General features: G+C 72.3%; 21 protein-coding genes. 6 read left to right on the forward strand and 15 right to left on the reverse strand.

What is annotated here, in order from left to right; all coding sequences use genetic code 11:
- Positions 1–466 precede the first annotated feature (466 nt).
- Entirely contained in the window at positions 467–1,480 is a 1,014-nt protein-coding gene (locus AB0E62_RS27045) for a phosphatase PAP2 family protein (protein WP_362198996.1), read from the forward strand.
- 114 nt (positions 1,481–1,594) lie between these two features.
- On the opposite strand, the gene AB0E62_RS27050 is transcribed toward AB0E62_RS27045, so the two are convergent.
- On the reverse strand, positions 1,595–1,810 hold the full coding sequence (locus AB0E62_RS27050) for an I78 family peptidase inhibitor (protein WP_362198999.1): 216 nt from the start codon (positions 1,808–1,810) through the stop codon (positions 1,595–1,597).
- A gap of 426 nt (positions 1,811–2,236) precedes the next feature.
- Here AB0E62_RS27050 and ctaD point away from each other — a divergent pair, with 426 nt between their 5' ends.
- A complete protein-coding gene (gene ctaD / locus AB0E62_RS27055; RefSeq protein ID WP_362199002.1) occupies positions 2,237–3,919 on the forward strand; it encodes a cytochrome c oxidase subunit I in 1,683 nt (560 codons plus the stop codon).
- Between the two features lie 60 nt (positions 3,920–3,979).
- On the opposite strand, the gene AB0E62_RS27060 is transcribed toward ctaD, so the two are convergent.
- On the reverse strand, positions 3,980–4,675 hold the full coding sequence (locus AB0E62_RS27060) for a transglycosylase family protein (protein ID WP_362199005.1): 696 nt from the start codon (positions 4,673–4,675) through the stop codon (positions 3,980–3,982).
- Between the two features lie 544 nt (positions 4,676–5,219).
- Between AB0E62_RS27060 and AB0E62_RS27065 the strand changes: the two genes are divergently transcribed.
- Both AB0E62_RS27065 and AB0E62_RS27070 read left to right on the forward strand, forming a co-directional pair.
- The gene (locus AB0E62_RS27065; protein WP_362199008.1) at positions 5,220–6,014 is read left to right on the forward strand and encodes a hypothetical protein; all 795 of its coding nucleotides are present in this window, start codon (positions 5,220–5,222) and stop codon (positions 6,012–6,014) included.
- Between the two features lie 72 nt (positions 6,015–6,086).
- The gene (locus tag AB0E62_RS27070; protein WP_362199011.1) at positions 6,087–6,482 is read left to right on the forward strand and encodes a hypothetical protein; all 396 of its coding nucleotides are present in this window, start codon (positions 6,087–6,089) and stop codon (positions 6,480–6,482) included.
- 67 nt (positions 6,483–6,549) lie between these two features.
- On the opposite strand, the gene der is transcribed toward AB0E62_RS27070, so the two are convergent.
- From der to aroH, 5 genes are all read right to left on the reverse strand, one after another.
- Positions 6,550–8,031: a ribosome biogenesis GTPase Der gene (gene der / locus AB0E62_RS27075; RefSeq protein WP_362199014.1), complete on the reverse strand. Its 1,482-nt coding sequence runs from the start codon at positions 8,029–8,031 to the stop codon at positions 6,550–6,552.
- A 77-nt stretch (positions 8,032–8,108) separates the two neighbouring features.
- Positions 8,109–8,762, reverse strand: a complete 654-nt coding sequence (locus AB0E62_RS27080; RefSeq protein ID WP_362199017.1) for a lysophospholipid acyltransferase family protein — start codon at positions 8,760–8,762, stop codon at positions 8,109–8,111.
- Positions 8,759–9,454, reverse strand: a complete 696-nt coding sequence (gene cmk / locus AB0E62_RS27085) for a (d)CMP kinase (protein WP_362199020.1) — start codon at positions 9,452–9,454, stop codon at positions 8,759–8,761. Before cmk ends, AB0E62_RS27080 begins: the two co-directional genes overlap by 4 nt.
- A gap of 206 nt (positions 9,455–9,660) precedes the next feature.
- Complete coding sequence (locus AB0E62_RS27090; protein ID WP_362199023.1) at positions 9,661–10,746, reverse strand: prephenate dehydrogenase; 1,086 nt, start codon at positions 10,744–10,746, stop codon at positions 9,661–9,663.
- The gene (aroH, locus tag AB0E62_RS27095; protein WP_362199026.1) at positions 10,743–11,105 is read right to left on the reverse strand and encodes a chorismate mutase; all 363 of its coding nucleotides are present in this window, start codon (positions 11,103–11,105) and stop codon (positions 10,743–10,745) included. The genes AB0E62_RS27090 and aroH overlap by 4 nt, the downstream gene beginning before the upstream one ends.
- A 147-nt stretch (positions 11,106–11,252) precedes the next feature.
- Between aroH and AB0E62_RS27100 the strand changes: the two genes are divergently transcribed.
- Positions 11,253–11,738 (forward strand): Rieske (2Fe-2S) protein, encoded by a 486-nt coding sequence (locus AB0E62_RS27100; RefSeq protein WP_362199029.1) that lies wholly within the window; start codon positions 11,253–11,255, stop codon positions 11,736–11,738.
- 22 nt (positions 11,739–11,760) lie between these two features.
- Positions 11,761–12,507: a nucleotidyltransferase domain-containing protein gene (locus AB0E62_RS27105; protein WP_362199032.1), complete on the forward strand. Its 747-nt coding sequence runs from the start codon at positions 11,761–11,763 to the stop codon at positions 12,505–12,507.
- Between the two features lie 91 nt (positions 12,508–12,598).
- On the opposite strand, the gene AB0E62_RS27110 is transcribed toward AB0E62_RS27105, so the two are convergent.
- The 8 genes from AB0E62_RS27110 to AB0E62_RS27145 all read right to left on the reverse strand — a co-directional run bounded on the left by AB0E62_RS27110 (position 12,599) and on the right by AB0E62_RS27145 (position 19,668).
- A complete protein-coding gene (locus tag AB0E62_RS27110) occupies positions 12,599–13,357 on the reverse strand; it encodes a calcium-binding protein (RefSeq protein WP_362199035.1) in 759 nt (252 codons plus the stop codon).
- A gap of 112 nt (positions 13,358–13,469) precedes the next feature.
- On the reverse strand, positions 13,470–14,219 hold the full coding sequence (locus tag AB0E62_RS27115; RefSeq protein ID WP_362199038.1) for a nucleotidyltransferase domain-containing protein: 750 nt from the start codon (positions 14,217–14,219) through the stop codon (positions 13,470–13,472).
- A 4-nt stretch (positions 14,220–14,223) separates the two neighbouring features.
- Positions 14,224–15,231 (reverse strand): ADP-ribosylglycohydrolase family protein, encoded by a 1,008-nt coding sequence (locus AB0E62_RS27120; protein WP_362199041.1) that lies wholly within the window; start codon positions 15,229–15,231, stop codon positions 14,224–14,226.
- Between the two features lie 64 nt (positions 15,232–15,295).
- Positions 15,296–16,357, reverse strand: a complete 1,062-nt coding sequence (locus tag AB0E62_RS27125; RefSeq protein WP_362199044.1) for a pseudouridine synthase — start codon at positions 16,355–16,357, stop codon at positions 15,296–15,298.
- Positions 16,358–16,370: 13 nt separating this feature from the next.
- On the reverse strand, positions 16,371–16,988 hold the full coding sequence (gene scpB, locus AB0E62_RS27130) for an SMC-Scp complex subunit ScpB (RefSeq protein ID WP_362199046.1): 618 nt from the start codon (positions 16,986–16,988) through the stop codon (positions 16,371–16,373).
- Entirely contained in the window at positions 16,985–17,977 is a 993-nt protein-coding gene (locus tag AB0E62_RS27135; protein WP_362199048.1) for a ScpA family protein, read from the reverse strand. Before AB0E62_RS27135 ends, scpB begins: the two co-directional genes overlap by 4 nt.
- A gap of 18 nt (positions 17,978–17,995) precedes the next feature.
- Complete coding sequence (locus AB0E62_RS27140) at positions 17,996–18,550, reverse strand: hypothetical protein (protein ID WP_362199050.1); 555 nt, start codon at positions 18,548–18,550, stop codon at positions 17,996–17,998.
- Complete coding sequence (locus AB0E62_RS27145) at positions 18,535–19,668, reverse strand: ParA family protein (protein WP_362199052.1); 1,134 nt, start codon at positions 19,666–19,668, stop codon at positions 18,535–18,537. The genes AB0E62_RS27140 and AB0E62_RS27145 overlap by 16 nt, the downstream gene beginning before the upstream one ends.
- Between the last annotated feature and the right edge of the window lie 279 nt (positions 19,669–19,947).

Here is a 19,947-nt window from a genome sequence, read left to right on the forward strand (position 1 = left end):
CGCCTCCGTCCGCTTCCCGGCCGCCCTCGCCGGTCCTGATCACGGGCGCGGCCCTGCCGAGGTGGCCGTGCGTCACCCGGGGCGCCGATTCCGACCGCGCCGCCGGTGCACACGGACGCCGTGCTCGTCCGGTCGCGCCCCTTCCGAGCGGCCCAGGTCACGGCCGGTCCGGCGGGCGTGACGGGCGGCCCGCGGGGCGTTCGGCCGACCGGCCCCGGGGCTCCATGATCCGCTCCGGCGGTCCGGTGACGTCCGGGAGAATTCCGCACCAGGCTCCGGTTAACGCATTCATAAGCACCATATAAACAACACCCGGAGTGATCAAAGGAATTGGCTCGAACGGACTCACCGGATTGCGGAATCTCGGGAATTCTGGGCGCCCTTGAGAGGTTTCCCACATCACATCGTCATCACAAAGCCGCAGTTTCGTCCGGGAACACCGCTCACTCGCTGTAACGTCGATTGGGTGCGTACCGAACGAAACCTCACCCGGCGTCTGGACCGGGTGTTCGCCAGACTGGACCGGGAGCCGGAACGACCGGCCCACATCGATATGCCGCGGATGAGCCGGCACCGGGTCGTGCTGTTCTCCGCGACCCTGGCCTTCTACCTGGCGATCGTGTGGGCCGTCGTGACCACCTCCTGGCTCGTCCGGCTGGACTGGCAGGTCATGTTCTTCCGGCCGTACCAGCAGTGGCCTCAGATCCACGCCTTCCTCGACTACTACGTGGTGCTGGGCCAGCGCGGCCCCACCGCCGTGATGGTCGCGGCCTGGCTCGGCTGGCGCTCCTGGCGCCAGCACACCCTGCGCCCGCTGCTCACCCTCGCCACCACGCTGCTGCTGCTGAACGCCACCGTCGGCGCCGCCAAGATCGGCATGGGACGGCTCGGCCCGCACTACGCCACCGTGATCGGCTCGAACGAGATGGGCCTGGGCGGCGATATATTCCCCAGCGGCCACACCGCCAACGCGGTCGTCACCTGGGGCATCCTGGCCTATCTGGCCTCCACCCCGAGGGCGCGCCGCTGGCTGTCGGCCCTCTCCGCGGTCACCTCGCTCGGCGTCGGCCTCACCACCGTCTACCTCGGTACGCACTGGCTGAGCGACGTACTGCTGGGCTGGGCCGCCGGTCTGCTGATCCTGCTCGCCCTGCCCTGGTTCGAGCCGCTGATCGCCAAGTCCGAACTGTGGCTGTTCGACCTGCGCGACCGCTGGCGCACCCGGCGCGGCCGGCCCGCGCCCGAGCCCGCCGTCCCGGTCGCGCCGGTCGTGCTCAGGCCGCTCGGCACCCCGGCGGAGCAGCCGGCCCCGGCCCGTGAGCCGGTCTCCCCGACCCGGGCCTCCCGGGGGCTGGCGCACCTGGCGCCCGGACCGCACACCACCCGCGCGGAGCGCACCCCGGTCACCCCGGCCGGCAGCCGCCGCCCGCCGGGCGCCGACCGCCTCCCCCGCGGCACGACCCAGCCCGCCCGCCCGTGACGGGCGGCTGACGGAGGGTCGGGCGACGGGTCCGGTACGCACCACCTGCCCGCGCCGACGGCGAAGGCCCCGCTCCGGGAACAGGAGCGGGGCCTTCGCCGTACCGGCGTCGGGTCACCCCTTCCAGGCCCGGCGCACCCGGCCGTCCCGTACCTCGAAGTTCAGCCGTCCGGTCCGGTACTCCATGGTGATGACCGCGCCCGGCGGCAGCGCCCGTACCGTGGTCCAGCCGCGCTGCCGGGCGAGCCGTTCGGCGTGGGCGGCGTCCAGGCCGACGTACCCGTCCGGGCTGTCCTGGGGCTCCGCCGGCGGAGTGGGAATCTGTGCCATACGGCCACGCTAGCCGGGCCCGGCCGGACAGGAGAAGGGACCGCTCCCGGTCACATCTGCGTCACAGCTTCCCGATCCGGGTTTTCCCCGAAGTCCATCACCCGCGCGGGGGTTTCCGTTCGCCTTACCGGGGTAATCGAACAGAATTCACGCGTGTCGGACGGCGCCTTCGAATTCCCCGGCGGAAAGTGCCGCAGTGGGGATCGGGGCGGACCCGGGGCGCGATTCCCCGCGCAATCCGGCGCGGTGCCAAGGCAACTGACGCCGCATGGGAAATTCACGGATCCAGCGCGACCGCCGGCCGCCGCCCCGCCCCGGTGCACGGCCCGGTGGGCATCACGACGTCCGCTCGCGGCCGCGCGTCCGCGGGCCGGGGACGGCCGGCGGGCGGGCCCGGGCGCGACGATGCGAAGGGGCGAGCGAGCGATGGGGACCGAGACCGCAGGGGTGACGGCGCGCCCGGCGGGGCGCCACCGGGCCGGCCGGGTGATGGTGGACTGGCTCTCCACCACCGACCACAAGAAGATCGGCCATCTGTATCTGATCACCGCGTTCGGGTTCTTCCTGGCCGGCGGGGTCATGGCGCTGCTGATGCGCGCCGAACTCGCCCGGCCCGGGCTCCAGCTGATGGACAACAACCAGTTCAACCAGTTGTTCACGCTGCACGGCACGATCATGCTGCTGCTGTTCGCGACCCCGAGCTTCGCGGGTTTCGCCAACGAGCTGATGCCGTTGCAGATCGGCGCCCCGGATGTGGCCTTCCCCCGGCTGAACATGCTGTCGTACTGGCTGTTCACCTTCGGCGGGCTGATCGTGCTGGGCTCGCTGCTGGTGCCGGACGGGCCGGCCGCCTTCGGCTGGTTCGCCTACGCGCCGCTGAACGACGCCCACCACTCCCCCGGAGCCGGCCCGGACCTGTGGATCATGGGCCTGGCGCTGTCCGGCTTCGGGACGATCCTGGGCGCGGTCAACTTCATCGCCACGATCATCGGGATGCGCGCGCCGGGCATGACGATGTTCCGGATGCCGATCTTCACGTGGAACACGCTGTTCACGTCGATCCTGATCCTGATGGCGTTCCCGGTGCTGGCGGCGGCGCTGCTGGTGCTGGAGTCGGACCGGCGGTTCGGCTCGCAGGTGTTCCAGGCGGCGAACGGCGGAGCGCTGCTGTGGCAGCACCTGTTCTGGTTCTTCGGGCATCCCGAGGTCTACATCATCGCGCTGCCGTTCTTCGGGATCATCACGGAGATCATCCCGGTGTTCAGCCGCAAGCCGGTCTTCGGCTATCTGACGCTGGTCGGCGCCACCATGGCGATCACCGGGCTGTCCATGGTGGTGTGGGCGCACCACATGTTCGCCACCGGCTCGGTGCTGCTGCCGTTCTTCTCCCTGATGTCGTTCCTGATCGCGGTGCCGACCGGGGTGAAGTTCTTCAACTGGACCGGCACGATGGTCAAGGGCTCGCTGTCCTTCGAGACGCCGATGCTGTGGGCGATGGGTTTCCTCGTGACGTTCCTGCTCGGCGGTCTGACGGGGGTGATCCTGGCCTCCCCGCCGCTGGACTTCCACGTCACCGACTCGTACTTCGTCGTCGCCCACTTCCACTACGTCGTCTTCGGCACGGTCGTCTTCGCGGTCTTCGGCGGCTTCTTCTTCTGGTGGCCGAAGTTCACCGGCAAGATGCTGGACGAGCGGCTGGGGAAGATCCAGTTCTGGACCCTCTTCCCCGGCTTCCACGCCACGTTCCTGGTGCAGCACTGGCTGGGCGCCGGGGGCATGCCCCGCCGGTACGCCGACTACCTGGCCGCCGACGGCTTCACCGCGCTGAACACGGTCTCCTCGGTCGGCTCGTTCCTGCTCGGCCTGTCCACACTGCCGTTCCTGTACAACGTCTGGCGGACCGCCATGTACGGCGAGAAGGTCCGGGCCGACGACCCGTGGGGCTACGGGCGCTCGCTGGAGTGGGCGACCTCCTGCCCGCCGCCCCGGCACAACTTCGTCACCCTGCCCCGGATCCGCTCGGAGTCCCCCGCCTTCGACCTGCACCACCCGAAGTACGCGGCCGAGGCTCCGCAGCCGGAGCCGAAGGGGCATCAGGCGCGGTCGTGAGGCCGGACGGCCGCCGTCCCCGGGCGGGGCGGCGGCCGTGCGGCACAGCGTGTCCGGCGCTCAGAGCGCGAGGCGCTGGCCGGGCACGATCACGTCGGGGTCGTCGCCGATGACGGCCCGGTTGGCGGCGAAGATCCGCTGCCAGGTGGTGCCGTGCCGGGCGGCGATGGTGCTCAGGGTGTCGCCCTCGCGGACCGTGTAGTCACCGGTGCCGGCCGCCGCGCGTTCCGGCGCCCGCGCCGGGGCGGACCGCGTGGGGGCCTGCCTCTCGGGGGTCTGCCGCTGGGGTGCGGCGGACCTCGTCGTCGCGCCGCTGTGGTGGGCCGCCGTACCGGAGGAGCCGGTGCGGGCGGCCGCCGGGGCCGTGCCCGAGGCCCCGGCCCGGGCGGAGCAGACCGGCCAGGCGCCCCAGCCCTGGGCCTGCTGGACCCGGGTGGCGACGGCGATCTGCGCGCTTCTGGAGGCCTGGTCGGCCGTCGGGGCGTAGGCGGTGCCGCCGTACGCGCGCCAGGTGCCGGCGGAGAACTGGAGCCCGCCGTAGTAGCCGTTGCCGGTGTTGATGTGCCAGTTGCCGCCGCTCTCGCACCGGGCGATGCGGTCCCACACCCCGTTGTCCGCCGCGGCGGCGTTGCCGGTCGCGGCCAGCAGGCCCAGCGGGGCCAGCAGGGCGGCTCCCGCGACGGTGGCCGCGGCGCGGCCCTTGCGGGTGCCCTCGGAACGGGCGGGGTGACGGGTGGTATCGGCACACTCGGACATAGACATCCCTTTCCACGGACCCGGGCTCCCCCGGGCGGAACGCGCCGGGACCCCGCACGACCGCGGTCCCTCGCGCCCGCCCCGTCCGCCGCGGCCGGTGTCGGCGGTCATGCTTGCCTGACGCCGGCCGGCGGACGTACCCGAGCGGTGCTCGTTGCACACGGCGGAGGAATCTAGGGAGGACGGGCGGCGGGAATCAACCAACTCGCCGTCGGGCCAGGCCAGTTGCCGGTTACCAGAGGTAGCGGCGATTTTCGGCCACCCACTACATGCGGCGATTTCCGGATATTCCCATCGCCTTCCGCGACGATCTGTGAGCCACCTCACTCGTTCAAGTTCCTTCATGATGCACGGAGTTGACGATGTGTGGCTCGTCCGGCACCCAGGGTGACCCTGCGCGGAGGAAGGTGTGAACCGGTCCGTTCCAAGGCGTGACTCCCACCACAGGACGTCCGTTGTCTTCTTCATGAGCCCGCGACCCCAGGGGCTCATCGGCCGGGAGCCACCCGGCCGACACCAGCACCGCATCCCGAGGGAGCCACCCGTGCCGCGCATGCTCGACGTCAGTGACGCCGTACGCGCCGAGATCGGCGACGAAGAAGCCGAACGGCTGCTCGCCGGAGAGAACGCCCCGGGCAGTTACGACTGCACGTCCTGTCGCACCCCGGGCGACTCCGAGCAGGAGCGCACCAGCACCGTCCTGTTCGTCGGCGAAGAGACCGCCGTCCTCGCCTTCGCCCACGCCGGCTGCCTGCCCTCGCAGGTCGTCCAGGTCACGGAGGAGCAGTTGCGGGGTGCCGTCCGGTCCATCGGCGCCGTCGAGGACGAACCGGCGGGCAACAGCGAGCCGCCACGGGCCGCGCCCGGGCAGGCGGTGCTCGGCGTGACCAGCGGACTGGTCCTGGTCGACGGCGAGCTGCATCCCGCGCTCGTGGTCGAGCCCACTTCCGCGATCGTCCGGCCGGGCACGGACGGACCCGGCGACGAGTTCCTCACGCTCCTCGTCGAGCAGGGCTTCACCCCGGTGTCCGAGCTGACCTCCGTCCCGGCGGTGCTGCACGGCTGGTCGGTGCTGCTGGCCGTGGGCCGGCTGCACGCGGTGCTCCAGCCGGGCGGCGACGGCGGCCGGCCGGTGGCCTGGTGGCAGGCACATCAGCCGCTCCAGGTGACGGACGGCTGGCGGGCCGCCGCGAACAAGCACCAGCAGGTGCTGATGTTCGCGGCCCCGGTGGGGTCCATCGGGCGGCAGCCGCGGGAGGATCTGCTGCGGGAGGCGCTGGACAAGGCCGCGGCCGACGGGAAGCTGGTCGCCGCGGCGCTCCCCCTCGCCGGTACGTGAGATACGCCCGCGAGGTGCCCGCGCTCCGGCGGCCGGCCGCATCCCTTTGCGGCTCCGGTCGTTTGGACCTACGTGCACGCATATGACACACCGCCCCGGCGGTCCTTCTCCTCCGTGCCGTCCGCCCGGGCGGCGCAGGAGCCTTCCGGTGGACCGTCGGCCACGCCGATCTACGACACGCTCTACGCGGAGTGGGTCAAGACCTTCCGCACGCTGCCGGGCGACCGCAGCGGTGAGGAGGAGCTGGGCTTCAGCGCCTTCGGGGACTTCCCGGACGGCAGCAGCAGATACGGCGGCCACCGGACGGGGACGTTCAGCAGCTCCTACAGCGCCTACAGCGCCGGGGCCTACAGCGCCCGGCAGCAGTCGCAGTGGCAGCGGGTCGGCACGCTCGGCCGGCCGCAGGACTCCGGGGCGCCGTACACCCCGGCCGCCGCCCTGCCGCCGGGACAGCGCCGCGGCGCGTGACGGCACCCCCCGCACAGGACGGGCGGCCCCCGGAGAACCAGGGGCCGCCCGTCCTGCCGTACGGCGGTTACTTCTTCTTGGCGCCGCGCTTCTCGCGCACCCGCACCGAGATGTGGATCGGGGTGCCCTCGAAACCGAACTCCTCGCGCAGCCGCCGCTCGATGAAGCGCCGGTAGCCCGCCTCGATGAAGCCGGAGGCGAACAGCACGAACCGCGGCGGCTTGGTGCCGGCCTGGGTGCCGAACAGGATGCGCGGCTGCTTGCCGCCCCGGATCGGGTGCGGGTGGGCCGAGACCAGCTCGCCGAGGAAGGCGTTCAGGCGGCCGGTGGGGACCCGGGTCTCCCAGCCGGCGAGGGCGGTCTCGATCGCCGGGACCAGCTTCTCCATGTGGCGGCCGGTGCGCGCCGAGACGTTCACCCGGGGCGCCCAGGCGACCTGGCCCAGCTCGGTCTCGATCTCCCGCTCCAGGTAGTAGCGGCGCTCCTCGTCCAGGGTGTCCCACTTGTTGAAGGCGACGACGATCGCCCGGCCCGCCTCGACCGCCATGGTGACGATCCGCTGGTCCTGCACGGAGATGTTCTCGGAGGCGTCGATCAGGATGACCGCCACCTCGGCCTTCTCCACGGCCGCCGCCGTGCGCAGGGAGGCGTAGTAGTCGGCGCCCTGCTGGAGGTGGACCCGCTTGCGGATACCGGCGGTGTCCACGAACTTCCAGGTCTTGCCGCCGAGTTCGATGATCTCGTCCACCGGGTCGCGGGTGGTGCCCGCCAGCTCGTTGACGACGACGCGCTCCTCGCCGGCCACCTTGTTCAGCAGCGAGGACTTGCCGACGTTCGGGCGGCCGATCAGGGCGATCCGGCGGGGGCCGCCGATCGCGGTGCCGAAGGACTGCTCGGGCGCGTCCGGCAGCACCTCCAGGACGGCGTCGAGCATGTCACCGGTGCCGCGGCCGTGCAGCGCCGAGACCGGGTGGGGCTCGCCGAGGCCGAGGTTCCACAGGTAGGCGGCGTCGGCCTCGCCGCTCGGGCCGTCGACCTTGTTGGCGCACAGCACGACCGGCTTGCCGGCCTTGCGCAGCAGCCGGACGACCGCCTCGTCGGTGTCGGTCGCGCCGACCTTGGCGTCCACGACGAAGACGACCGCGTCGGCCGCCTCGATCGCGTACTCGGCCTGGGCGGCCACGGAGGCGTCGATGCCGAGGACGTCCTGCTCCCAGCCGCCGGTGTCGACGACCTTGAAGCGGCGGCCGGCCCACTCGGCCTCGTAGGTGACGCGGTCGCGGGTGACGCCCGGCCGGTCCTCCACGACCGCCTCACGGCGGCCGATCATCCGGTTGACCAGAGTCGACTTGCCGACATTGGGGCGGCCGACGACGGCGAGCACGGGCAGCGGACCGTGGCCCGCCGCCTCGATGGCGCCCTCGACGTCCTCGATGTCGAAGCCCTCTTCCGCGGCGAGCTCCATGAACTGCGCGTACTCGGCGTCGCCGAGAGCCCCGTGCTCGTACTCGTGCTCGGCCGAGCCGTCGGGCTGGATGTCGTCGTTCATGAAGTCCGTACCTCGTCGTTCATTGGTGGTGATCGGTGGACCGGCCCCGTGAGGCTGATCCACTACTCAAGTGTCACCTAGCGCCCGGTCAGGCGCCTGGCGTTTTCCAGGTGGCTGGTGAGCTGTCTGCGAATCCGCTCGGTGGCCGTGTCCAGCGCGGCACGCGTCCGCCGCCCGCTGCCGTCGCCCGCGTCGAACGGGTCACCGAAGACCACGTCGACACGGGAGCGAAGCGGGGGCAGCGCCTTGGCCAGCCGTCCGGGGCGCTCGGTGCTTCCCAGGACGGCCACCGGGACGATCGGCGCCCCGCTGCGGACCGCGAAGTAGGCCAGCCCGGCGCGCAGCGCGGCGAAGTCGCCCTCGCCCCGGGTGCCCTCCGGGAAGATGCCCAGCACTCCCCCGTCCGCCAGCACGCCCAGGGCCTGGGAGATGGCGCCCCGGTCGGCCGTGGCACGGTCCACCTTCAGCTGGCCGATGCCGGTCAGGAAGGCGCCCAGCGGGCCGACGAAGGCCTCCTTCTTGATCAGGAAGTGCGTGGGGCGGGGCGCCACGCCCATCACCATCGGTCCGTCGATGTTGTGGGAGTGGTTCACCGCGAGGATCACCGGGCCGGTGGCCGGCACCCGCCAGGCGCCGAGCACCCGCGGCCGCCACAGGCCGTACATCAGCCCGACGCCGATGCGGCGGCCGACCTCCGCCCCCCGCTCCGAGGGCACCGGCGCAGCGGTCACTTCCCGGCCCGCTTCTCCTCGACCAGAGTGACGACGCACTCGATGACCTGGGCGAGGGTCAGCTCGGTGGTGTCCACCTCGACGGCGTCGTCGGCCTTGGCGAGCGGCGAGGTCTTGCGGCTGGAGTCGGCCGCGTCCCGCTTGATCAGGGCCTCGCGGGTGGCGTGCACGTCGGCGCCCTTCAGCTCGCCGCTGCGGCGGGCCGCCCGGGCCTCCGGGGAGGCGGTGAGGAAGATCTTCAGGTCGGCGTCGGGGAGGACGGTCGTGCCGATGTCCCGGCCCTCGACGACGATGCCGTGCTCCGCGGCGGCGGCCAGCGAGCGCTGCAGCTCGGTGATCCGGGTGCGCACCTCGGGCACCGCGCTCACCGCGCTGACCTTGGAGGTGACCTCCTGGGTGCGGATCGGGCCGGAGACGTCCACGCCGTCGACCGTGATGGCCGGGGCGGCCGGGTCGGTGCCGGAGACGATCTCCGGCTTGCCGGCCACGGCGGCGATGGCGGTCGGGTCCTCCAGGTCGATGCCGTTGGTCACCATCCACCAGGTGATCGCCCGGTACTGGGCGCCGGTGTCCAGGTAGCTGAGGCCGAGCTGCGCGGCGACGGCCTTCGACGTGCTCGACTTGCCCGTGCCGGAGGGACCGTCGATCGCGACGATCACGGGCCTGGCGGTCGGGGCGGCGCCGTTTTCCACGGGGGGACACCTTCCTGGTGCGGTGCGGGCGGGGTGCGGGGAGCGAGAGCGCCCCGCACAAGGTTACTGGGTGCGGGTCACTCGTCCGGACGTACGCGGGCCGCAGGGCCCGGGCCGGACGAGCGTACGCGGGCCGCAGGGCCCGGGCCGGACGAGCGTACGCGGGCCGCGGGGGGCGGAGCCGGGCGGGCCCCGGGGCGCCGGCGCTACTGGCGCAGCGCCCAGCCCCGCTCCAGCAGCGCCTCCCTCAGCGCCGCCTGGGCCTTCGGCTCGACCATGAGCTGCACCAGGCCGGCCTGCTGTCCGGTGGCGTGCTCGATGCGGACGTCCTCGATGTTGACGCCGGCCCGGCCTGCGTCCGCGAAGATCCGGGCGAGCTGGCCGGGCTGGTCGTCGATGAGCACGACCACGGTCTCGTAGGCCCGCGGCGCGGACCCGTGTTTGCCGGGTACCCGCACCTGGCCGGCGTTCCCGCGGCGCAGCAGGTCCTCGATGCCCGCGCTGCCCTCGGTGCGCCTGACCTCGTCGGCGGACTCCAGGTCGCGCAGCGCCCGGACCGTCTCGGTCAGGTCGGCGGCGACGTCGGAGAGCAGGTCGGCGACCGGCCCCGGGTTCGCGGACAGGATGTCGATCCACATGCGCGGGTCGGAGGCGGCGATCCGGGTCACGTCCCGGATGCCCTGCCCGCACAGCCGTACGGCGGACTCCTCGGCGTGCTCCAGGCGCGCGGCGACCATGCTGGACACCAGGTGGGGCATGTGCGAGACGAGGGCGACGGCGCGGTCGTGGGCGTCGGCGTCCATGACGACCGGGACGGCCCGGCAGTGCGAGACCAGTTCCAGGGCGAGGTTCAGCACCTCGGTGTCGGTGTCCCGGGTCGGGGTGAGCACCCAGGGGCGTCCCTCGAAGAGGTCGGCGGTGGCGGCCAGCGGGCCGGACTTCTCCCGGCCGGACATCGGGTGGGTGCCGAGGTACGGCGTGAGGTCCAGGCCGAGCGCCTCCAGTTCGCGGCGCGGGCCGCCCTTGACGCTGGCGACGTCCAGGTAACCGCGGGCCAGGCCGCGGCGCATCGCGTCGGCGAGCACCTTGGCGACGTGGGCGGGCGGGGCGGCGACGACGGCCAGGTCGACCGGGCCGTCGGGCGCCTCGTCGGTGCCGGCGCCGAGCGCGGCGGCCGTGCGGGCCTGGCCGGGGTCGTGGTCGGCGAGGTGGACGACGACTCCGCGCCGGGCCAGGGCCAGGGCGGCCGAGGTGCCGATCAGACCGGTTCCGATGACGAGTGCGGTTCTCACTGGGCGATGTCCTTGCGCAGGGCCGCGGCGGCGCCGAGGTAGACGTGGGCGATGTCGGCACGGGGCTTGTCCGACTCGATGTGGGCGAGGATGCGGACGACCCGGGGCATGGCGCCGGCGATGTCGAGTTCCTGGGCGCAGATGAGGGGGACGTCGACGATGCCGAGCCGGCGGGCGGCGACGGCCGGGAAGTCGCTGTGCAGGTCGGGGGTGGCGGTGAACCAGATGCTGATCAGGTCGTCGGCGCTCAGCCCGTTCCGTTCGAGGACCGCGGTGAGCAGCGCGCCGACCTGCTCCGCCATGTGACCGGCGTCGTCCCGCTCCAGTTGGACGGCTCCCCGGACCGCTCGTACCGCCACGGCGCTGCTCCTCGCTGACGTGCGTGTTTCGTTCTTGGTCCGTCCAGCGTAGTCAGCCCGCGCGGTACGGACGTGCGTCGCCCGCGCGCTGAGACGATACGGAACGTCCGGTATCCACCGATAGGTACGTCTGTACGGAGGTCTGACATGCCCCAGCCAGCGACACGGCGCACAGTTCTCGCCACGGGCGCCGGCGCGCTCGCCCTGGGCTGCGCGGGGTGCGGCGGCGACGGGAACGGCGGCTCCACGGCCCCGCTGCCGCCCACGGCACCGGCGGCGCCCTCCCCCGAGGCCGAGGGCGGCGCCGGGGAGACGTCCCCCGCCGCCCGGGAGGCGGTCCCGGCCGGGGAGGCACTGGCCCGGACCGGCGACATCCCCGAGGGCGGCGGCAAGGTGTTCGCGGACCGGAAGATCGTGGTCACCCAGCCGGAGAAGGGCCGTTTCAAGGCGTTCTCGGCGGTCTGCACCCACCAGGGCTGCACGGTCAGCCAGGTGACGGACGGCACCATCCTGTGCCCGTGTCACGGCAGCCGGTTCCGCATCGCCGACGGCTCGGTGGCCGACGGCCCGGCGAACCGGCCGCTGGCCGAGGAGCCGGTCACGGTGCGGGGAAATTCCGTCTACCTGGCCTGAGGCGTGCGCGTACGCTCCGGGGATGCAGCCGCAGGACCTGGTACGCGACCACACCGTCTACGCCTGTGTCATGGGCTCCCGCGCCTTCGGGCTGGCGACGGAGGGCTCCGACACCGACCGGCGCGGCGTGTTCCTCGCCCCGACCCCGCTGTTCTGGCGGTTCGAGAAGCCGCCGACGCATGTGGAGGGGCCGGGCGAGGAGCGCTTCTCCTGGGAGCTGGAGCGGTTCTGCGAGCTGGCGCTGCGCGGCAACCCGAACATCCTGGAGTGTCTGCACTCCCCGCTGGTGGAGCACGCGGACGACACCGGCCGCGAGCTGCTGTCCCTGCGCGGCGCCTTCCTGTCCCGGCGGGCCTACGACACCTTCACCCGGTACGCCCTCGGCCAGCGCAAGCGCCTGGACGCCGATGTGCGCACCACGGGCGCCCCGCGCTGGAAGCACGCGATGCATCTGCTGCGCCTGCTGGCGGCCGCCCGGGACCTGCTGCGCACCGGCGGGCTGCGACTGGACGTGGGCGAACTGCGCGAGCCCCTGCTGGCGGTCAAGCGGGGCGAGGTGCCGTGGGCGCGGGTGGAGGCGTGGATGGTCCGGCTGGCGGCCGAGACGGAGGAGGCCCTGCCCGGCAGCCCGCTCCCGCCCGAGCCGGACCACGCACGCGTCGCGGCCTTCCTGTACCGGGTGCGCCGCGCCTCGGCCCTCCAGGCGGAACCGGACCACCGGACCGTGCGGAACACCGCGGACGACGGCCCGCTCCCGCTCGGCTCCTGACGGCCACCGGCAGGTGGAGCCCGAGGAGAACGGGCCGGCCGGGGGTGCGCGACGGTGCGTCGCGCGGCCCGGCCGGCCGGGGGTGCGGGGCTTACTTCACGTCGATGAAGTCGGCCGCGGAGTTGACCGCGCCGGTGGTGGAGCTGCCCGCGTAGGAGAAGCGGTAGTAACCGTCGGCCGTGGCCTTGACCGTCGTCTTCAGGTTGCCCTTGGCGTCGGCCTTGATGGTCTTGACCGTGGTGTAACCGGTGGTGCTCTTCTTGCTGTACTGGAGCTTCACGGACTGCGCGCCGTAGCCGCCGTACTTCAGCGACTCCCAGTTGGCGCGGGTGAGGGCACCGGTGACGGTGATCGTGTTGCCCTTCTTCACCGGCTCCGGGGTGGCGTTGGCGGTGAGCTTGGCGGCGCGCCGGAAGGAGAAGGAGCCGGCCTTCTCCTTCCAGATGTAGTCGTCGTCGTTGGCGTCGATCCACGCGTCCACGTACCAGGTGCCGGCGCTCTTGTTGGTGAGGTAGTCCGTCTTCGGGTCGATCTTCACCGAGGCGGTGCAGGTGGAGGTGGTGGCGTTGACCTTGGTGCAGGTGGGCTTGGTGGTCGACGCGTAGCCGTTGTCCGGACCGTAGATGTCGAACTCGTCGGCGCCCTTGATGCCCGAGTTGTCCGTCGCGGTGACGCTGATCTTGACGGTCACCGCGCTGGAGGTGCCGATCTGCACCTTGTTGTCGCCGTCCACGACCACCTTGGTGATCTTGGTGTCGCCCTGGCTGCCGTCGGCCTGCGCGGCCGGTACGGCGAGGGCGGACAGGGCCAGAGCGCCGCCCACGACGGCGACAGAGGCACGGATGCGCATGTGTTTCCCCACGATCGAATTCAGAGAGTCGGGTGACTCCGCTGATCTGACCCGGGACGGATGTGAAAGGTTGTACGACTGGTGTGAATTTTCTGGGGAGTTCGGTTTCCGCTCAGCCCTCCAGGCGGAGGCGGACCACGAAGTCATGGAGGGCGTCGTGGGCGGTGGCGGTGTCGGGCAGGGGTGAATCGGCCTGCGCCTCGTCCAGCGCGGAGTGCAGCCGCTCCACGTCCCTCGCCACGCGTTCCCGGTCGATGTCGGCGCGGGCCTTCTCCCGCTCCCGCTTGGCGGCGATCAGCTCGGGCAGATAGCCGGGCCCGCCCGCCTGCGCGAGCAGCGTGGGCAGATGCGCCTGGACCTCGCCGGCACGCATGAGGTGGATGCCGGTGAGCAGCACCCGGAACGTGTAGAGCAGCGGCTTGAGTTCGCCGGTCTTCTCGAACAGCCGCCACTGGGTCGCGGCGAACCCGCGGTAGTGGTGGGCGTGGTGGCTGGTGAGGACGACGGGGACGAGCGCGGTCAGCTCCCGGTGGGCCTCCGAGGTGTGCACGACCAGCGGGGAGAGCAGCTGCTCCAGCACATAGCCGTTGCGGCGCAGCATCAGGCGGGCGAACTTGCGCAGGTCGTGGGTGACGAGGTCCAGCTCGACGCCGTAGCGGACCCAGGCCCGCGAGCGGGTCTCCTCCGGCTCGCGCAGGCCGACGAGGTCCGCGGCGGGGAGCAGATGGGCGCCCCGCAGGTCCACGTCGGAGTCCCGCGAGGGGAAGCCGTACAGGTGGGCTCCGGAGACGGTGGCGAACAGCAGCGGGTCGGGCTGTTCCGCGATCACCGGAGCCAGGTCTATGTCGAGATCGTCGAGCATGGGCCTAAGCGTCCCAGAGCGTGCCCAGGGCCGACAGGTCGCGTCGGTACTCGATCCGCTCGGCCCAGTCGGCGGGCCAGGCGTCCGCCCCCAGCCAGGCGCCCGCGAAGGCGCCGGTGAGGCAGGCGACGGAGTCGGAGTCGCCGGCGGTGCAGGCGGCCCGGCGCAGGGCGGTGACGGGCTCGTCGGGGAAGAGCAGGAAGCACAGCAGCCCGGTGGCGAGGGCCTCCTCGGCGATCCAGCCCTCGCCGGTGGCCAGGCACGGGTCGGTCTCCGGGGAGACGGTCCGCACGGCCGCCTGGAGCCGGCCGAGGATCTCCAGGCACTCGTCCCAGCCGCGCGCGATGAAGTGCTCGGGGCCGGGGTCCTGGGAGCGGGTCCACAGGTCGCCGAGCCAGCCGTGGTCGTAGTGCGTGCGGTGCTCCAGGGCGTAGGAGCGCAGCCGTCCGACGAGTCCGGCGGGGTCGGCGCCCCGGGCGAGCAGGTGGACGGCGTGGGCGGTGAGGTCGGAGGCGGCCAGCGCGGTGGGGTGGCCGTGGGTGAGCGCGGCCTGCAACTGGGCGGCGCCGGCGCGCTGTTCCTCGCTCAGGCGGGGGGCGAGGCCGATCGGGGCGACCCGCATGTTGGCACCGCAGCCCTTGGAGCCGAGCTGGCTCGCGTCCTGCCAGGCGCGGCCCTCCGCCTGGAGCAGCTCGCAGGCCCTGAGGCAGGTGTTGCCGGGGGCGCGGTTGTTCTCCGGCGACCGGTACCAGTCCGTGAACTCCGTGCGCAGGGGCTCCTCCAGCCCCTTCGGCGTCAGCTCGCCGAGGTCCAGCGCGGCGTGCAGGGCGCGGCCGACGGCGAGGGTCATCTGGGTGTCGTCGGAGACGAGCGCGGGCCGCGGCAGGTCCCGTTCGCGCCACGGCCCGAACGTCGACTCGATCAGCGGCACGGTCTTGAACTCGGTCGGGTAGCCGAGGGCGTCCCCGAGGGCGAGTCCGAGAAGCGCTCCGGTCGCCGGCTGCTTGGGCATATGCACCGTCCCCCTTTATCGTCATCATGACAATAAAGGGGGACGGTGATCATGGCAAGGCGCTTTAGAGATCGACTTCCTTCATCAGCATGCCGACCTCGGTGTTCGACAGGCGGCGCAGCCAGCCCGACTTCTGGTCGCCGAGGGTGATCGGGCCGAAGGCGGTGCGCACCAGCCGCTCGACCGGGAAGCCGGCCTCCGCGAGCATGCGGCGCACGATGTGCTTGCGGCCCTCGTGCAGGGTCACCTCGACCAGGTAGTTCTTGCCGGTCTGCTCGACCACCCGGAAGTGGTCCGCGCGGGCGTAGCCGTCCTCGAGCTGGATGCCGTCCTTCAGCCGCTTGCCCAGGTCACGCGGGATCGGGCCGACGATGGCCGCGAGGTAGGTCTTCTTCACGCCGTAGCGCGGGTGGGTGAGACGGTGGGCCAGCTCGCCGTGGTTGGTGAGCAGGATGACGCCCTCGGTCTCGGTGTCCAGCCGGCCGACGTGGAAGAGTCGGGTCTCGCGGTTGGTGACGTAGTCGCCGAGGCACTGCCGGCCCTCGGGGTCCTCCATGGTGGAGACCACGCCGGCGGGCTTGTTCAGCGAGAAGAACTGGTACGACTGGGTCGCCACGGTCAGGCCGTCGACCTTGACCTCGTCCTTCTCCGGGTCGACCCGCTTGCCCTGCTCGGTGACGATCTCGCCGTTCACCTCGACCCTGGCCTGGTCGATCAGCTCCTCGCAGGCCCGCCGGGAGCCGTAGCCGGCGCGCGCGAGGACCTTCTGCAGCCGCTCGCCCTCCTGCTCGGCGCCCGGGAAGGTCTTGGGCAGCTTGATGTCCTTCTTGCCCGCGTACCGCTCCCGGTTGCGCTCCTCGACCCGCGTCTCGTACTCGCGCGAGCGCGCCGGGGCCGTGCGGCTGCCCTGCTGGGGCCGCTTCGGACCGCCCTTGGCGCCGCCGCGCGCGGCACCGCCACGACCTGCCTTGGGACCGTCCTTGGTGGCCCCGGGGCCCACGTCGTAGCGGCGCTCCTCGGGGCGGGGCTTGCGGGGCCGGCCCTGCCCCTGCTTCTGGTCCCTGTCGTTGCCGGCACCGCGGTAGTTACCGCGCCCGCCGCTCTTGCCGCTGCCGCTGCTTCGCATCAAGGTTTCCGTCTTAGTCGTCTGCGTCCTGACCGCCGGGCGCGTCGGGCGCGTCCGGGTCGAACGACGGGACTCCCTCCTGGGTCTCGGCCTCGATCGCCTCCGCCTCGGGGAGGAAGGGCGCGAGCTCCGGTAGCTCGTCCAGGCCGCGCAGGCCCATCCGCTCCAGGAAGTAGTTCGTCGTCCTGTACAGGATCGCACCTGTTTCGGGTTCCGTGCCCGCCTCCTCGACCAGACCGCGCTGGAGCAGGGTGCGCATCACGCCGTCGCAGTTCACCCCGCGCACCGCGGAGACCCGGCTGCGGCTGACCGGCTGGCGGTAGGCGACGACGGCCAGCGTCTCCAGCGCCGCCTGGGTGAGGCGGGCGGTCTGGCCGTCCAGGACCAGCCGCTCGACGGCGGGCGCGTAGGCGGCGCGGGTGTAGAAGCGCCAGCCGCCCGCGACGAACCGCAGCTCGAAGCCGCGGCCCTGCGCGGTGTACTCGTCGGCCAGCTCGCGCAGCGCGTCCGCGATCTGCCGCCGGGGCCGCTCCAGGAGCCGCGCCAGGTGCTCCTCGGTCGCGGGTTCGTCCACGACCATGAGCATCGCCTCCAGGGCGGGCTTGAGATCGAGATCGGCGGGCGCGCTCATGTCTTCCTCTCCTCCTCGGGCCGCTCGGGGGGCCGGTCGAACTCGTCCGTGACCAGCGGCGTCCCGTCCCCGTCCCCGCCGGTCCAGCGCACCAGCAGCTCACCGAGGGCGGTCTCCTGCTCCAGCGCGACGGCCTTCTCCCGGTACAGCTCCAGCAGCGCCAGGAACCGTGCCACGACGGTGAGGGTGTCGTCGGTGTCCTCGACCAGTGCCCGGAAGCTCGCCTCGCCGAGTTCCCTGAGGCGCGCGACCACGAGCCGTGCCTGTTCCCGCACGCTGACCAGCGGGGCGTGGATGTGGTCGACGTAGACCTGCGGCCTGGGCCTGGGCTGCATCGCCTTGACCGCCAGCCGGGCGAAGCCCTCGGGGCCGATGCTGATGACGACCTCGGGCAGCAGCTCGGCGTGCCCGGGCTCCAGGCCGACGGTACGGGGGTGCCGCCGGGCCTCCTCGCCGAGCCGCTGGTCGAGGATGCCGGCGATCTGCTTGTAGGCGCGGTACTGGAGCAGCCGCGCGAACAGCAGGTCCCGGGCCTCCAGCAGGGCGAGGTCGGCCTCGTCCTCCACTTCGGCGGCGGGCAGCAGCCGGGCGGCCTTGAGGTCGAGCAGGGTGGCCGCGACGACGAGGAACTCCGTGGTCCGGTCCAGGTCCCAGTCCGGTCCCATGGCCCGGATGTGCGCCATGAACTCGTCGGTGACCTTGGACAGGGCGACCTCGGTGACGTCCAGCTTGTGCTTGGAGATCAGCTGGAGCAGCAGGTCGAAGGGGCCCTCGAAGTTGGCGAGGCGGACCGTGAAGACACCGTCGGCAGCGGACCCGGACTCAGCCGGCCCGGGCTCCGGCGCGGCAGGGCCGGGCTCGGGCGGCTCCGCTCCGGGGGCCTCGGCGGGTACGGCGGCCGGCTCGGCCCGGTCCGCGCCCGGACCCCGCCCCAGCGCACGCCGACGGCCGGCCGGTGCGCCGGGGGCGGGGGTGTCGTTCGAGGTCATGGCCCCCGCAGGCTATCGCTACCGCCCGCGCAGCCGGCGTACGAGGATGCTCGCGTCCCCGCGGGACTCCAGGTCGGCCAGGACCACGGCCACCGCCTCGCGGACGATCCGGCCGCGGTCCACGGCGAGCCCGTGCTCGCCGCGGAGCACCAGCCGGGCGTGCTCCAGGTCCATCAGTTCCTCGGCCGAGACGTAGACGGTGATCTTCTCGTCGTGCCGTTCGCGCCCGCTGGGCCGCCGGGTCGCCGTCCGCCCGCGCTTGCGCGGCTGCGGCTGCGCGGCGGCCGGTGTCTCCTGCGCCGCCTGGCGGCGCACCGGGCGGCTGCGGGACTCGCCGGTCCCGGCGGGCTCGGCGTCCGCCGCCACGTGCTCCGCGCCCTCGCCGTCACCGTCGCGGACGGGTACCGACGGCGGTACGTCCTCCCCGGCGGCCGTCTCGTCGCTCTCCCCGGCGGGAGCCGGCACCCGGGCCTCGCCGCCCGCCGCGCGCCGGGGAGTGGACGGCTGGAGCGCCGTCCCCCCTGTGGTGCGGAAGAGTTCGTCGGCCCCCGGCAGACTCACTCGGCGTGACACCGGGCGAGCACCTCCCTGGCGAGCTGGCGGTAGGCGGCGGCACCGACGGAGTTGGAGGCGTACGTGGTGATCGGCTCACCGGCGACCGTGGTCTCCGGGAAGCGGACCGTGCGGCCGATGACCGTGTGGTAGACGTGGTCGTCGAAGGCCTCGACCACGCGGGCCAGCACCTCGCGGCTGTGCACGGTGCGCGAGTCGTACATCGTGGCGAGGATGCCGTCGAGCTCCAGCTCGGGGTTGAGCCGCTCCTGGACCTTCTCGATGGTCTCGGTCAGCAGGGCCACACCGCGCAGCGCGAAGAACTCGCACTCCAGCGGCACGATGACCTTGTGCGCGGCCGTCAGGGCGTTGACGGTGAGCAGGCCGAGCGAGGGCTGACAGTCGATCACGATGTAGTCGTAGTCGGGCAGCAGCGGCTTCAGGGCCCGCTGGAGCGTGGACTCGCGCGCGACCTCGGAGACCAGCTGGACCTCGGCGGCCGACAGGTCGATGTTGGAGGGCAGCAGGTCCATGTTGGGGACCGCGGTCTTCAGCAGGACCTCGTCCGCGGACATGCCCCGCTCCATGAGCAGGTTGTAGACGGTGAGGTCCAGCTCCATGGGGTTGACCCCGAGCCCCACCGACAGCGCGCCCTGCGGGTCGAAGTCCACGAGCAGCACGCGCCGGCCGTACTCCGCGAGCGCGGCGCCCAGGTTGATGGTCGACGTCGTCTTGCCGACGCCGCCCTTCTGGTTGCACATCGCGATGATCTTCGCGGGGCCGTGGTCGGTCAGCGGGCCCGGGATCGGGAAGTAGGGCAGCGGGCGTCCGGTCGGGCCGATGCGCTCACGGCGCTGACGGGCCGCGTCGGGCGCGAGCGTGGCCGCGTACTCCGGATCCGGCTCGTACTCGGCGTCGGGGTCGTAGAAGTGCCCCTCGGGCAGTTCGTCGTAGTCGGCGAAGTGGTTGTGGGGCGCGCCACTTCCGTCGCCGGCCATGGCGTTCACGTGATGGCCATCCATGCTCTGGTGTGCTGTCCCGGTCGTGTGCGGACCGGAACTCTGGTGGGCTGCGAAGGTGCGCACAGCTACGGAGCCGACAGCCTCGAATCCCGCGGGGCCCTGGCCCCGGACCGGCATTCCTGGTTGACCACCCCCGGGAGAAAATGTCGACTCATTCACAAGTCGTCTTACCTCCTTGGTGACCAGGAAACTTCTAGACAAGGTCAGCGTGGCACCATGCCGACGGTTGGCGACTCTATGGCGTGTCGGCGGTCCGCAGCAACACAATCCGCCGGACCCGGCAGGATGTGTCGGCAATGAAACATGTCGCTGTCAAGGGCGTACGGCCGTCGCACAGCAGGTTTCCCGGGTGTACGAATCGGTCGAAGCGTTACGTTCGAGGCGAGTTGACCGAGA

This window comes from Streptomyces sp. NPDC038707, assembly GCF_040636485.1.
Taxonomy (GTDB): domain Bacteria; phylum Actinomycetota; class Actinomycetes; order Streptomycetales; family Streptomycetaceae; genus Streptomyces.